Annotated in this window: 9 protein-coding genes and 1 pseudogene; 9 read left to right on the top strand and 1 reads right to left on the bottom strand. The window is 49.0% G+C overall.

Annotation, left to right across the window (positions count from 1 at the left end; translation table 11 throughout):
- Nucleotides 1–5: 5 nt before the first annotated feature.
- Entirely contained in the window at nucleotides 6–695 is a 690-nt protein-coding gene (locus tag L2Y54_RS20790; RefSeq protein ID WP_236498768.1) for a Crp/Fnr family transcriptional regulator, read from the bottom strand.
- A 254-nt stretch (nucleotides 696–949) separates the two neighbouring features.
- Between L2Y54_RS20790 and L2Y54_RS20785 the strand changes: the two genes are divergently transcribed.
- From L2Y54_RS20785 to L2Y54_RS20750, 9 genes and pseudogenes are all read left to right on the top strand, one after another.
- Nucleotides 950–3,775 carry a DUF4214 domain-containing protein gene (locus tag L2Y54_RS20785; RefSeq protein WP_236498766.1) on the top strand — a complete coding sequence of 942 codons (2,826 nt, stop codon included), beginning with the start codon at nucleotides 950–952 and terminating at the stop codon, nucleotides 3,773–3,775.
- Nucleotides 3,776–4,071: 296 nt separating this feature from the next.
- Nucleotides 4,072–5,745 carry a type I secretion system permease/ATPase gene (locus L2Y54_RS20780; RefSeq protein WP_236498765.1) on the top strand — a complete coding sequence of 558 codons (1,674 nt, stop codon included), beginning with the start codon at nucleotides 4,072–4,074 and terminating at the stop codon, nucleotides 5,743–5,745.
- On the top strand, nucleotides 5,742–7,136 hold the full coding sequence (locus tag L2Y54_RS20775; protein ID WP_236498763.1) for an HlyD family type I secretion periplasmic adaptor subunit: 1,395 nt from the start codon (nucleotides 5,742–5,744) through the stop codon (nucleotides 7,134–7,136). Before L2Y54_RS20780 ends, L2Y54_RS20775 begins: the two co-directional genes overlap by 4 nt.
- Before the next feature lie 99 nt (nucleotides 7,137–7,235).
- Nucleotides 7,236–7,418, top strand: coding sequence for a hypothetical protein (locus tag L2Y54_RS20770; RefSeq protein ID WP_236498761.1), 183 nt, complete (start codon nucleotides 7,236–7,238; stop codon nucleotides 7,416–7,418).
- A 35-nt stretch (nucleotides 7,419–7,453) separates the two neighbouring features.
- On the top strand, nucleotides 7,454–7,765 hold the full coding sequence (locus tag L2Y54_RS20765) for a hypothetical protein (protein WP_236498760.1): 312 nt from the start codon (nucleotides 7,454–7,456) through the stop codon (nucleotides 7,763–7,765).
- Complete coding sequence (locus L2Y54_RS21730; RefSeq protein WP_255697800.1) at nucleotides 7,741–7,872, top strand: hypothetical protein; 132 nt, start codon at nucleotides 7,741–7,743, stop codon at nucleotides 7,870–7,872. Before L2Y54_RS20765 ends, L2Y54_RS21730 begins: the two co-directional genes overlap by 25 nt.
- 243 nt (nucleotides 7,873–8,115) lie before the next feature.
- Nucleotides 8,116–8,605: pseudogene (locus L2Y54_RS20760) on the top strand (ISNCY-like element ISAtsp9 family transposase); the annotation flags it as partial.
- A gap of 254 nt (nucleotides 8,606–8,859) precedes the next feature.
- Nucleotides 8,860–10,389: a class I SAM-dependent methyltransferase gene (locus tag L2Y54_RS20755; protein WP_236498758.1), complete on the top strand. Its 1,530-nt coding sequence runs from the start codon at nucleotides 8,860–8,862 to the stop codon at nucleotides 10,387–10,389.
- A gap of 162 nt (nucleotides 10,390–10,551) precedes the next feature.
- Nucleotides 10,552–15,252, top strand: coding sequence for an Ig-like domain-containing protein (locus L2Y54_RS20750; RefSeq protein WP_236498756.1), 4,701 nt, complete (start codon nucleotides 10,552–10,554; stop codon nucleotides 15,250–15,252).
- The last annotated feature ends 234 nt before the right edge of the window (nucleotides 15,253–15,486 follow it).

The following is a 15,486-nucleotide window of genomic DNA, read 5'->3' as shown; positions in this document are numbered from 1 at the left end:
GCTCATTACGGCTCATCAATCAGGCTACGCAAGCCTGCCACGTCTTCTAGCACCAGATTTTTGCCATCTTTACGCACCAAACCCTCCTCCGCTAACTGGCTGAGCGCTCTGGAAATGCTTTCACGGGTAGTGCCCAGCAAAATCCCTAAGTCGTATTGAGTGGGTAAGTTTCTAATAAAGACTTTATGCTCCGGTTCCAGATTCGGGGGGAGCTGCCCTAATAAATAAGAGGCTAAGCGGTTCACGATGTTTTGTTGTTGCAGCACCATGCGATGCAAATTGTTTTTGCGGATCACCGCTGCTAGGTTTTTCATGACCCGTTGTGAGACTTGCGGAATGGTATAAATCAGGGTTTCCGCTTCTTTCACGCTGATGGAGGCAACTTCACAGCGGGTGGTGGCTTGCACGGCGGCGGAACGCGGGTAGCCGTCAATGACGGCTAATTCGCCGAAGTGAGTAGGGGCATCAATAATCGCCAGTGCTATCTCTTGCCCCTGACGGTTCATGTCTAACATTCTCACTTGCCCACTCAGCAAAAAGAACAAGCGCTGTGAGGTGTCATTGCGTTCAATAATGTACTCACCCCGGCTGGCTTGCTCTGATCGCGCCACTTTCGCCAGCCACTCGATAGCAGATTCCGGTAGGTCAACCAGTAAGGGAACTTGGGTTAATAGCTTTAACGATGCGTTTTTCATGATTGGTGGTCGTGTTATGCAGGGTTCATCAAGGTTTCTGTGCATAAGATTAGCATAGGCCACTGACACAAAGCTGAGATTTTAGTGATAAATTTTATCCATAGTCGCGAAATAATAAAATTTTGTGATTGGAGTCACAGAAAACCCCGTCTCAGGCTGATAAATTACGCTTCATGGTCAGCATACAAATAACTGATGACCAAAAATTGTTCTCAACCAAGTCAACACACTAATTTCTTTTAAGGAGAAATCTCATGGCAACTACACAAGAAGTCGCAAAACTTTATATCGCATTTTTCAACCGTGCACCGGACAAAGGTGGTCTGGAGTTTTGGACGAATTCTGGAATGAGCGCCGAAGCACTCGCAACTGAGTGGTTGTCTGGCAACTATCCAGAAGTTACTGCTAAATACCCAGCGGGTCAGGATGCAGCAACATTCATCAACACTATCTACATGAACGTTTTGGGTCGCCCTGCTGAAGCAGGTGGTTTGACCTTCTGGGTAAACGCCCTGAACAGCGGTGGTGTAACACGTGATACCGCGATTGTTGAAATCGTTAAAGCAGCTCAAGGTACTGATGGTGTTCGTCTGGAAAACTTGGCTGATGTTGGTCTGTACTGGGCTGAAAACAACAACGCTAGCTCACCTGACTACTTCAAAGCGTTAGAAAGCGTTACTGCTGAAAGCGGTTCTGTTGAAAATGCTAAGCACTTGATCATGACTGGCACTCCAGTGAAACCAGTTGAAGAAACTGGCAAAACTGTTGTATTCGTTGATGACAAAGTATACACCGAAGTCGGTACTGCTAAAGACGACAACTTCATTGTTGAAATCTTCAAAGATAAAAGCTCCGTTGATGGTAAAGAAGGCAGCGATACGCTCGACTTCTCACAGTACTACAAAGATGTTGGTGTCACTGTCAACCTGGCAGCCGGTACAGCAGTTGAAAATACTACAGCGACATCGGGTATTGCCGCAGCTACTCCTAAAATGGCAGTGCAGTGGGTCGAAAACGTAGTTGGTACTGCGAATGACGACGTACTGACTGGCGATCGTAACAACAACATCATCAGACTGGAAGGTGGCGAGGACGTTGTTAATGCTGGTATCGGTGATGACATCATCGTTGCAGCAGATATGGCTAACGTATTGGCTTCCACTATCAACGGTGGTACTGGTGTTGACATCCTGCGTGTTCTGGACTCCGCTATCAATCTGACTAACACTAGTATGATCACTAGCATTGAAGTGTTAGATGTAGGTTACGCTAAAGGCGATAATGGCAAACCAGCTGCTGCGACTATCACTGTAGCGGGTACTGAAGCACCAGGTGAAGGTTTGACCAAGTTCAAAAAGATCATGGCAAACTCTACCCCTGCGAAAGATCGCAGTAACAAAGAGTTGGACGACACTATTCTGTCAACAGGTAACAACCTTGATTTGACTGGTGTTGAGCTGGTTGGTTTTGAAATTGTTAAGGTAACTACTGATGGTGGTACTATCACAATCGGTGCTGATACTTTTGCAACCGTTAAACAGGTAATTGGCAAGACTGATACAAAGCTAGCCTTAGTTGGTAAAGATGATGATGTGTTTGACCTGCAAGTGCCTAAGTTTACCGAAATTGCTCAGTTGTTAGCGCCTGTTGATGCAGCCGGTAATGAAATTAAAGCAACTATCATTGTTAACCAGTCTTTAGTCGATACTTTGGATTTTGTTGGTGACTTCTCTAACGTAACGCTCCAACTGTCTGGTCGTGCAATCGACGCAACTGATCTTGGTTTGTCCGGTTTCACTGCTGCACCTAAAGCAATCGTGTACGGTGATGCTGTTGATCTGAAGCTGACAGTGGCTCAAGCTGAAGCATTAGCTGCTGCTGGAACCGAGATCATTGGTTCTGAAGGTCTGTTTGATTCACTGACTATTGAAGCTACAGTTGCGGGAACTCCTGAAGATGTAGACCTGACTGATTTGGTTCTTGTTGCAGTTGAAGAACTGATTCTCAATGAAATTGAGAATGCAACCCTGACTGACGAAGTTCTGACTGATGTCAACAATATCGCTGGTGATGGTTCAACAGAGACTTACTTGCTGAATGGTAACGTTGCCCCGGCACTACCAGTGGGTGCTCCTATTCCGCCGTTAGATCTGACTGATACTAAGCTGCGTGACATCACTGGTTTGGGTGATTCTGCTGCTCCAACGCAAGAATTCTTGTTTGATTTGGGTACAATGTTTGGTCCTATCGCTGCTCAAAACGGTGCAGGTGTTAGCTCTACACCATTGTCAGAAATCTGGGGTACTGTCATTCTGGATGAAGCTGGTTCTTACGACTTCAGCGGTATCAAGGATGGTGAAGGTCCAAACGGTGATGGTCCATTGATCGTTGGTTCTGACGGCGATGATTTCATCACTGGCAGCAAAACTTTCAAGATGGAAATCGACGGTGGTAAAGGTCATGACACCATCATCGGTGGCGATGCTGTAGACACACTGAACGGTGGCGAAGGCAATGACACCATCAACGGTGGCAAAGGCGTGGATGAAATCACTGGTGGTAAAGGTCAAGACATCATGACCGGTGGTGCCGATGGTGATAACTTCTACTTTGAAACTGGTGATACTCTAGCTACCTTGACCGGTGTTGACATCATCACAGACTTCAAGGTGGGCGATACTGCTACCGTTACTGACGCAGACATCCTCAACTTTACGCTGGTCACTAATAGTACCAACCTTGCTGCTGCTCAGGCTGCTGATGCGACCGGTAACATCTTCAACTATGAAGCCCTGTTTGCTAGCGAAGCGAGCTTGTCTGCCGCTGCTATGGCTGCCTTGGAAGAAGCGTATGAGGATTCAGGCATTGGTGCTACTGATGCGTCTAAAGCGTTGGTTGCACAGTTCACTTATGGTGGTAAGAGCTATGTTGCTGTAGATGTATTGGCAAACCTTGATAAAGGTACCGGTACTGTTGAGAAGTCATTAACTATTGACTTCGTGGTTAAGCTGGATGGTGTTACTGATGATCTGGATGTGAAAAACTTAGCCTTCGATGGCGTTGAAGCTCCAGCAGCGTAAGTGCTAAAACAGCCTGATTAAGCTTCTTTGAAGCTGACATAGGTGGGAGCCGGGTCGCAAGACTCGGCTCTTTTTTTGTTTGAGCGAAACTATAATAAATAAATTCTATGAAAAACAATGTGTAATCGGGTGGCGACGTGACCGTAATCACAGCGTTTATTTTATGCCGATGATAAATTTACCTAAACGGTGGTACAGGGTCTAACCGCCACGATAACCATATTTTTATCTTCATTCAGGGTTTCGCTCACATGGCTTCTAGTCAATCTCCGAATTCCGAGCTAAAGAGCTTGCTCATGCAGTCACGGCGCTCATTTATTTACGTCGGGGTCTTCAGCTTTTTTATCAATATGCTGTTCCTCACCCCGTCAATCTACATGTTGCAAGTCTACGACCGGGTCGTTGCCAGCCGCAGTGAAAGCACACTGGTGATGCTGACCGTGATCGTCGCGGTATTGTTTGCGGTAATGGCGATATTGGAATTCGTGCGTAGCCGTATTCTAGCGAGGATCAGCACCCGCATGGATGTGGAAATGCAATCACGGGTCGTGGATGTGATGTTCCGCCACGCCCTGCACAACCCCCGCAATGCCTCGATTGAACCGCTCAACGACTTAAACAGCGTGCGTAACTTTGTATCCAGTAACGGCACGTTTGCGTTTTTTGACGCACCCTGGTTTCCCATCTACATCGCCATTATGTTTATGTTCCACCCCTGGTTTGGCTGGTTTGGTTTAATCAGTGGCGTGATCATTTTGATACTGGGTATCTTGGTCGACCATTCCACCAAGCCGCTGCTTCAGGCATCACACGGCAAAGGGATGCAATCCCGCTTGCTGTTAGAGCGTAGCTTGCGCAATGCCGAAGTCGCTACCGCGTTAGGCGTGAAAGACGGTATCTTCCGCCGCTGGCAAACCAATCACAACGAGTCATTACACTGGCAGGCACAAGCCAGCGATAAAGCCGGATTATTGTCGAATATGTCCAAAAGTCTGCGCATGTTCTTGCAATCCTTGATTCTTGGGGTGGGCGCGTATTTGGTTATTCAGATGGAAATGTCCGGTGGGATGATGATCGCCGGTTCGATTCTCTTAGGACGGGCATTAGCACCGTTAGACTCCTTGGTCGGCGCATGGAAAGGTTTCTCATCAGCGCGGCAATCATGGGATCGTCTGAATCAGTTATTGGCAGCGTTCCCCGACCAGCCAGCCCGCATGGCGCTACCCGCTCCGCAAGGCAAGCTGGATGTGTCGCACCTGACGGTAGTGCCACCCGGCAGCCGCGCACCGGTGTTACATAATATTACGTTTGCCCTGCGCCCGGGTGAATCGTTGGCGATTATTGGCCCTAGCGGCTCAGGCAAATCCTCCTTGGTGCGTGCGGTGCTTGGTTTATGGCCGCAAGCCAGCGGTGAGGTGCGTCTCGATAATGCGGATATGCGCCATTGGGATCGCGCCCAACTCTCCAAACACATCGGTTATCTGCCACAAGATGTGGAATTGTTCGATGGCACAGTGGCAGAAAACATTGCCCGCTTTGGGGAAGTGGATGCGCAAAAAGTGCTGGAAGCCGCTGATTTGGCAGGAGTACACGAATTGATTCTGCAATTACCGAATGCCTACGAAACCTTGATTGGCCCTTCCGGTGGCGCATTGTCGGGTGGGCAGCGCCAGCGCATCGGCTTAGCCAGAGCGTTGTACGACAGCCCCACGCTAGTGGTGTTGGATGAGCCAAATTCCAACCTCGACGATTTGGGTGAAGCCGCGCTCTACCGCGCACTCGAAATCCTTAAAGAGCGTAATACCACGGTATTAATCATTTCGCATCGCCCCGGCATTCTGAAACTGGTTGATCGTATTCTAGTGATGGTAGGCGGCACGGTGGCTATGTTTGGTGATCGCCAACAAGTCCTGGCCAAAATGGCGCAAAAAACCACGCAGTTGCCAACACGGGAGGCAAACACAAAATGACACAGACACTTGCAAAACTACCCACGGCGAAAGTGCCGTCCACTCTGGTTGCCGCACCTGCTGCTCAGCCTGCTGCCAACGATAGTACGGCTAAATTGGATATTGAGGACCGCCGTTATCAACTGATGGGCTTAACCGTCTTGATTGGTGTGCTGGGTGTATTCATGATATGGGCGGCGTTTGCTCCGCTCAACAGCGCAGTGGTGGCTTCAGGGCGCATTGTGGTGGATGTCAAAAAACAGGTGGTGCAACACCGTGAGGGCGGCGTTATCCAACAGATTTTGGTGGATGATGGCGATCTGGTTCATAAAGGTCAGACTTTAATGGTGTTAAGTGCCGCCGAAGCACAAGCCGATCAAGGTACGTTATACGATCAGTTACTGGGCTATGTCGGCTTGGAAGCACGCTTAAATGCCGAATTAGAGGGCATTAAGCTGAGCTTCCCCGCCGAAATCACCGCCAATACCAGTAACCCTGAGCGTGCAGCAGAGATTATCAAAGACGAAACCCAGCAATTTAAGGTACGTCAATCGGCATCGGTGTCTGAGCAAACCATTCTCAAACAGCGTTTGGCGCAAACCCGCGAGCAGATTCAGGGAGTCAATCAGCAGATTGTCGCCGAAAAAGCCTTAGAAGCGTCTTACGCGAAAGAGGCGAAAGAGTTGCGTAGCTTGTTTGAAAAACAATTGATCAGCAATTTGCAGTTAAATGAAACTGACCGGAAACGCCTGGCGACCTCTGCACGGGTGGCAGAACTTTCTTCTAAAGCCACTGAGCTGAAAGTGCAAGCCAGCCAAGTCGAAGAGCAATTGTTGTTACAGCAGAATGAGCAAAATAAAGCGATTGCAGCACAATTGAGCGATACACGTTTACGCCTGACGGATGTGCGTAACCGTTTGGGGGCGGCGGAAGACCGTTTGCAGCGTACTGAAGTGGTCGCCCCGGAAAGCGGTACGGTGGTGAACATGAACTATCACACCGTTGGTGGCGTGGTGCAACAGGGTTCGCCGATTTTGGAAATTGTGCCGCGTATTGATAGCTTCCAGATTGAAGCCAATGTCGGGCCTAGTGATATTGACCAAGTACAAGCTGGTCAGGCAGTTGACATCCGTTTTCCTGCATTCGCTTCGTCTTCGTTCTTGAAAGTAACACCGGGTGAAGTGAAGTTGGTGTCAGCCGACACCGTACAAGATGAGCAAACCGGGGAAATGGCTTATAAAGCACGGATAGCCATTACGCCAGAAGGGGTTGTGCAGTTAGAAAAGAACGGGTTGCAACTCATGCAGGGGATGCCCGCTGAAGCGTCAATCAAAACCGGCGAGCGCACTTTCCTCGATTATTTACTGAAGCCGATCAGTAATATGTTTAATCATGCGTTCAATGAGGAATAGTGAGAGTATTTAATGATACCGACGGCATTACCGAATGCGCATTTGCTGTTGGTATCAATTTGTTTGAAGGATTATTGCAATCATCGAGGAGATTAATTAATGCAAGCATGGATGGAGGGTTATACATCAGACGTGGAATATACGGCAGGCTATTACCGTGAACAAACGCCGGATTTCTTAAACCTGTGTGCGGTGATGCAGAAGGTTATACCAGTGAATCTAGAGCGTGGCTTTACGTATTGTGAGCCAGCAATTCCCGCCGATCTTAAAATGACTGTATAATCATGGTCTTGTAAAACGAGTCACTGTGCAACGAAATGCCTGCAAAACCACCTCCCCTGCCTCTTGTCGGTAGCCTGAAGCTACGCAAGACTCTCTCAGCCCCCGGATTGCTGGAACGTGTGCGCGGCTGTTTCAGTGAAGTCACTGACCACCGCAAAACCAAACCCGACTATCCCTTGGTTGACGTGTTGATGTCAGGGCTTGCCCTATTTTCGTTGAAAGACGGCTCACTGTTGCAGTTTGACAAACAGCGCGGGGACAAGGCACGACGGCACAACCTGAAAACCCTGTTTGGCATCCCCGATGCTCCTGTGACAGCCAAATGCGCACGGTATTGGACGGGGTAAAACCGCAGCGTCTGCGCCCGGTATTCCGCGCCATCCATCAGGAACTGCAACGGCAAGGCATACTGGAAGGCTACCGTTTTCTCAGGAAAGTATTTAGTCAGTATTGATGGAACAGGTATTTTTAGCTCTGGGGCTATCTCTTGCCCGGATTGTTGCATTAAGACACACAAGGACGGACGTGAGGAGTATTACCACCAGATGCTGGCGGCAGTGCTGGTTCACCCTGACAGAGATACCGTATTACCCTTTTTCCAGAGGCCATCACCAAGCAGGATGGCAGCAAGAAAAATGATTGCGAACACAATGCCTCTAAACGGCTCATCCCCCAGTTGCGCCAAGACTTCCCGCGCATGGAGATGATCCTGCTGCAAGATGCCCTTTCCTGCAATGCACCGCACATCCGTCTTCTGAAGTCAAACGGTTACAGCTTTATCATTACCGCCAAAGCCCGTAGTGGCAGCCTATTACTGAAGACGGTATTGGACGGGTTAGCCAATGGCAGCACCCAAGAATTGGCAGGCACGACAAGCAAAAAGTTACGGTGTGGCTACCGTTATGCCAACGACATCCCGCTCAATCATGCCAACCAAGACGTGCGGGTCAACTACATCGACTACTGGGAGGAACGCCCCGACGGTACAACCTTTATCTATGACTGCGTGACTGACATCCCCCTCACCGCCGACAACGTGGCGGATGTGGTACGCGCAGGCCGTTCCCGCTGGAAGGTGGAGAACGAAACCTTTAACACCCTTAAAAACCTCGGTTACAACCTCGAACATAATTACGGTCATGGCAAGCAACATCTTTCCACTGTGTTCGCCACCCTGATGATGTTGGCCTTCCTGATCGACCAGATTCAGGAAGCTTGCTGCCAGTACTTCCAAGCCGCCCGCACCCGCTTACAGAGCCGTACCGCATTGTGGGAGAAGATGCGTGGGATGTTCCGTGAGCATCTGATTAGCGATTGGGAGTCCTTCTATGCTGCCATCATTTGGGGTTACGAACATGCCGACCTGACACCCAAAGGCATTCGCAGCGGATGAAAATCAGGCTTGAGGGTACGCTGGAGTTTTCCAACAGGGTGTTGGGTTATGCAAAAGTCAGGCGGTATTCGGGCAGGCTTTCAGGGCTTGGAGGGTATGGTTGTGCCCGTAAAAATCAAAGCCCTCGCAAGCCTGCGAAGCTCTGATTACCGATGGATAGCGGGAATTGCTGATTGTGAGCTAGGTTGTGGTCAGGGGATTACCAGTTTGATTATGGCTGCGAATTATCCTCAAGGGCATTTTTATGCGATTGATTTTAACCCTTCCCATATTGCTAAAGCGCGGCGTTTAGCCGAGGCAGCCGGTCTAACGAATATTACGTTTTATGAGAAGAGTTTTGCACAGATTGCGGAAAACCCCAATTTGTTGCCTGAATGTGACTTTATTGCACTGCATGGTATCTTTACTTGGGTTTCGGATGAAAATCGCCAGCATATTATTGATATTTGTGAGCGTCACCTGAAGTCAGGGGGGATGGTTTATAACAGCTATAACGCTAAACCCGGTTGGGTTATGGGCGAGCCATTGCAAAAATTGGTGTATGAAGCCAGTAAATTGTACTCAGGCAATAGTATTGCACGCATGGAACAGGCGGTGGGCTTGCTCAAAAAACTCCATGAGGCAGATTCCCGTTTCTTTGCAATTAACCGCGACATGATTAAAACGCGATTGGAAACGTTGGAATCTAAAGATAAGCATTATCTGGTGCATGAGTATTTTCATGAGGGCTGGCGGGCATTTTATTTTACCGAGGTCGCAGGCTATATGAGTGCGGCTAAATTGGATTTCATTGGTGATGCAACGGCATCATCGGCTTACGTTCCTTCGCTGATTTCAGCCGATGCACAAAATTTATTAACACAAATTCCTGATACCAATGTCCGCGAATTATTCAAGGATATGTTATTTAATACGGGATTCCGTAAAGATATTTTTATGCGCGGTATTGCCGGGCGCATGAGTAGTGAAGATCAGGCAGCTTATTTGCACAATACGGTTTGGGCATTGCGTAAGCGCATGAGTGAGCAAGAAAAAGCTGAGTTTACTTTTGATCTACCCATCATCGGCAGAGTGCAGGGTAAAGCGGATGTGTATCGCCCGCTAGTGGAATTATTAGAACAGCAGTCAATGACATTTTCCGAGTTGCGTGTAAAGTCTGGCATGTCGATAACAGATTTATTGCAATGCTTGATTTTTATGCTTCAAGAGGATCTGTTAGCACTACGTCATGGGAAACAGGGTGTTGCTTCCGTGGCTGCTTTGAACAAGGCACTAGCCAGTCAAACGTTTAATACCAAGCGCAGCAGCTATATTGCGTTACCGGCAGTCTGTGGAAGTATTGCTTTATCTGTGCTGGATATGCTGTTTTTCCAGGTGGCTTTGGAGACAGGCAATGCGGATGACTCGGATCATATTATTCAACAGGTTGCTCATGCTTTAGAATCACGCGGCTTGCATGTTAATTATAATGGTCAGCAATTAACGGGTGAGGCTATGATGAAGCGTTTACGCGAGCTAGAAAGTGTATGGTGTACTTCAGCATTGCCCGTTCTGCGTGATGGTGGGGCGTTGTTATAATCCCATGTGACATGACAATTATTGGTCAATAATGGCTGTTTACCCATAAACTGATTAAATATTATATAATATTATCAATCCAATAGTGATGCTTATCACTGTGCAAAAAAAGGTTGGCTTATAGAATAAGCTAATCTTTTGCCGCTTTTGGGAGAACAGGTCATGGGGTTTACTCGCCTGTCAGTTTTTTTGTTGCTGTTATGCTGTTCACTGATTTCTAGTGTTTATGCCGCTAACACGAAACCTATTGCCTTACCGCAAGCCGCGACACTACTGGAAGATGAGTCCAAAACGCTAACCTTGGAAGGTGTGGATGCCGATGGGGATGCCTTAACGTATACGTTAGTCGGTAGACCTGCCAACGGGACACTCACATTAGTGGGTAATCAAGCGACTTATGTACCCAAAGCCAACTTTTTTGGTAGTGACAAATTTACTTTCACGGTAAAAGATGCTGTGAGTGTGTCAGCAACCGCGACGGTGAGTGTAATGATCACCGCGATTCCTGATGCTCCGACTGGCACACCGCAACTGATTAGCATGGTGGAAGACACCACAAAAGCGATTACGCTGACCGCGACGGATCCCGATAGCAGTGCCAGCAGCCTGAAATACGCCCTAGCCAGCTTGCCCGCCAATGGAATTCTGAAAAGTGGCACCAAGGTGCTGACGGCGACCGATGTGGGTGTGCTACTCAGCAGTACCGCCTTGAGTTATATTCCCAACAAAGACTACGCGGGTACCGACCGTTTTACCTTCACCGTCACGGATGGCAGCCTGGTTTCACCCGCCGCCATCGTGAGTCTGACGATCACGCCCGTGAATGATGCACCGACAGCGACTGCACAGACAGGCACCAGCGCGGTCAGAACGGATGAAGACACACCCGTCAGGCTTACCTTGTCGGGCAGTGACCCGGAGGACGCTAATAACATTACCTACCATCTGGGCAGCATCAGCAGCCTGAATGGCACGCTACAAGCGGTTGCGGGTGAACCAGCCGTTTATCTCTATACCCCGAAACTGAATTACAACGGCACGGCCTCATTCACGTTTACGGTGAAGGACACGACGGGTAAGGTATCCTCGGCGGCGACAGTTTCCATTGTTGTCGCCTCGATCCCTGATGCGCCGACTGGCACACCGCAACTGATTAGCATGGTGGAAGACACCACAAAAGCGATTACGCTGACCGCGACGGATCCCGATAGCAGTGCCAGCAGCTTGAAATACGCCCTAGCCAGCTTGCCCGCCAATGGAATTCTGAAAAGTGGCACCAAGGTGCTGACAGCGACCGATGTGGGTGTGCTACTTAGCAGTACCGCCGTGAGTTATATTCCCAACAAAGACTACGCGGGTACCGACCGTTTTACCTTCACCGTCACGGATGGCAGCCTAGTTTCACCCGCCGCCATCGTGAGTCTGACGATCACGCCCGTGAATGATGCACCGACAGCGACTGCACAGACAGGCACCAGCCCGGTCAGAACGGATGAAGACACACCGGTCAGGATTACCTTGTCGGGCAGTGACCCGGAGGATGGTAATAACATCACCTACCATCTAGGCAGCACCAGCAGCCTGAACGGCACGCTACAAGCGGTTGCGGGTGAAACAGCCACTTATCTCTACACGCCTAAACTGAATTACAACGGTACCGCCTCATTCACGTTTACGGTGAAGGACACGACGAGTAAGGTATCCCCGGCGGCGACAGTTTCCATTGTTGTCGCCTCGATCCCTGATGCGCCGACTGGCACACCGCAATTGATCAGCATGGTGGAAGACACCACAAAAGCAATTACGCTGACAGCGACGGATCCCGATAGCAGTGCCAGCAGCCTGAAATACGCCCTAGCCAGCTTGCCCGCCAATGGCATCCTGAAAAGTGGCACCAAGGTGCTGACAGCGACCGATGTGGGTGTGCTACTCAGCAGTACCTCCATGAGTTATATTCCCAACAAAGACTACGTGGGCACTGACCGTTTTACCTTCACCGTCACGGATGGCAGCCTGGTTTCACCCGCAGCCATCGTGAGTCTGACGATCACGCCCGTGAATGATGCACCATTGGCCGTATCACAAAGCATCAGTGTTTCACCTTTTGGCTCAACGGTTATTACATTGTCAGGTACGGATGTGGATGGTGATCCGTTAACGTACTTAATGAACACACCAGCAGCCAAGGGTACAGTAGCGTTAGCCACAGGTTTTGGCACCACTGTTGGGGTGAATACGCTTGAATACACCCCAAAAGCAGGTGTGTTGACCGATGCGATTATGTTTAAGGTAAAAGATGCCAAGTTGACTTCCGCTGTTGCCGCGAAGGTGAATATCACGGTTACGCAAACACCCAATGACCCGCCTACTGCAAATGCAGGTGCAGATATTACGGTTATAGAAGGTACTTCTGTCACGCTCAATGGTTTAGGGACAGATCCCAATCAGGGGGATACCCTTAGCTACAACTGGTTACAAGGTACAACTGTCAAAGCAACGACAGCAAGCTATACCTTTACAGCACCTACGGTAACAGCAGACCAGTCTTACACGTATACGCTGGAAGTTAGCGATGGCAAAGGCGGAATAGCAACGGATACAGTCGTGGTAACAGTCAAAAACTTTGCATTTAATGACGCGGCCTTGCTGAAATGTTTCGGTACGAGTGTTCCTAGTGAAGCAACGCTAAAGGCACTCACCACGTTCACTTGTGACGGTATTGACCTTTCCACTGCTAATCTCTCGCAGTTGGCGCAATTGATTAACTTGCGCACCCTAGACCTCTCCCATACCAAGCTAAGCAATATCAGCGGTCTTGCCGGTCTGACGCAATTGACCAACCTAAACCTAGGCTTTAATGCCATTAATAATATCAGCGCGTTAGCGGGCATGACCCAACTGCAAACCCTGAACCTCAGTTTCAATGCCATCAGCGACATTAGCGCTCTGACGGGTATGAATAACCTGCAAGCGCTGTATTTGGATGCCAACAACCTCACCACGATCAGTGCTTTGGCAAACAAATCAGCCCTCACCAAGTTGTACCTCGATGCTAACCAGCTCACCGCCATTACCGCCTTAGCCAGCTCATCCAACCTGACGGAACTGGGCTTAAGCCATAATCAGCTCAGCACTATCACCACATTGTCAGGCATGAGCACCCTGCAAGTACTCGCGTTAGACGGCAATAACTTAAGTGACATCAGCGGTCTGTCAGGGCTGAGCAGTCTGCAAACTCTGTACCTGCGCGGCAATTTGCTCAGTAATGTTGCGGCGATTTCCGGCTTGGCGAATCTAAAAACACTGGAACTGGGCTTTAATACGATTAGCACCTTGCCAAGCCTGAGCAGCATGACGGCATTGCAACACGTAGGGTTAGAACATAACGCACTCACTGACATCACCGCCTTGTCGGGTAAAACCAGCCTGAAAAGCGTATTTTTGGAACACAATGAAATTCCCAGCAACACCGCCACTATTAACACCCTGAAAACCCTCACCGGTCTTAATACGCTGATTCGCTTGGAGCATAATCGTTTGCTGGATGTGAATGGCTTAACCACGCTGGGTGGCAGCAATAATCTCGCCCTGACTTTAGAAGATAACTGCCTTGGCAGCGTTTCCTTGCCAAGCCGCATTAAGGTGGTGGGACGAAGCTGGCAATTCCTAGCATCACGTTGTTCCACCGCAGGCGAGAATAATGCCCCAGTAGCGTATGATAAAACGTCGGTGATTACTCAAGGTACGACGGCAGTGATTACCTTGGATGCGGTTGACCCCGATAGCGGCGATACCCTGATCTATGCGCTATCTGATGTTAATGTATCCAACGGCACGTTAAACACCGGCAATCTGTCCAATGGCTCAGTAAGCTTTACTGCCAGTGCGACCGTGGGGAGTGCGGGCAGTTTCAAATTCCGAGTGACGGATAATGGTGGTTTGCAATCGTCGTTGGCGACCATTACCTTGCAAATCAGTGAGCCACCTCCCAGTGTGACCGATGCCTTACTCGTGCAGCATTGTTTCGGTGGGGGTGAGCCTTCTGAAGCTACCTTAGTCGTGACTTCCACGTTAAATTGTACTTCGGGTGGAAATTTGGTTGGTGCTAATTTCGCTGACTTAAGTGATTTGCCCAATTTGACCGAGTTATCCATGGAAAATGCCAGCCTGACCAATACGGATTTGGCTGCATTGGCGCAAGCGTTGCCGAATTTGATCAAGCTGACTCTCAGCGGTAATCAGATCAGCGATGCGAGTGGTTTAGCGGGAATGACGCAGTTAGTGACGTTGTTGCTGGATGATAATCAGCTCACAGATATTAGCGGTTTAACCACGCAAAATTTCCCAGCGTTGATTCGTTTGAATTTGAGTGGCAATACCTTTGATACGGCTGATTTCACCGCACTTGGCACTAATTTGCCCAATTTGATTATGTTATTCCTCGATAATTCGCAGTTGGATAATGCGGATTTGACGGCTTTGTTTGGGACGGCAGCAGCCCCTAAGTTAAGTAGCATGTATTATTTGGTATTGCGCAATAACAGCATTACCAGCATTGAACCATTGCTGCATCTGGCAGGGGTTAGCACCTTGCTGTTGGATGACAATAACATTATGGACATTGCTGCGCTGTCACCGGCTGCGTCTACAGCATTACCGATGCCGGGTATGTCGGAGTTGTCTGTTAATGCTAATCGCCTGAGTAGCATTGCAGTGCCACGTTTGGGAAGTTTGAGTTTACTGTCAGCTAATCGCAACTGTTTGAGCAGTGCGCCGCTAACGCACACTAATTCACCACCACCTAATGTGTCTTGGACAAGTCAGCGAGCGCTAGTCAGCGGGGTTTGCCCGGTTGCACCTTAGCAAAGCGGCAGCACGTCTTTCCACTTGAGAGAGGCGTGCCTTCAACTGCCATGCAAAGTGGCAGTACAGTTCATCGAGATTCTGCTTCAGGTCGTCATTAATTAGCTATAAAAAATATTTTGCAAGCGTTACCGTTAATCTCAACGGTTGATGTTGAAATACGGTGAATATCACCTGTTTGATACATTCAACAGTTTGAAATTATTGGGTGTTTCCTTATTATTTTTTACATAT

The sequence above is a fragment of the Thiothrix winogradskyi genome (genome assembly GCF_021650935.1).
GTDB lineage: Bacteria > Pseudomonadota > Gammaproteobacteria > Thiotrichales > Thiotrichaceae > Thiothrix > Thiothrix winogradskyi.
Note: the sequence above shows the minus strand (reverse complement) of the source record. Positions and strands in the feature narration are given on the sequence as shown.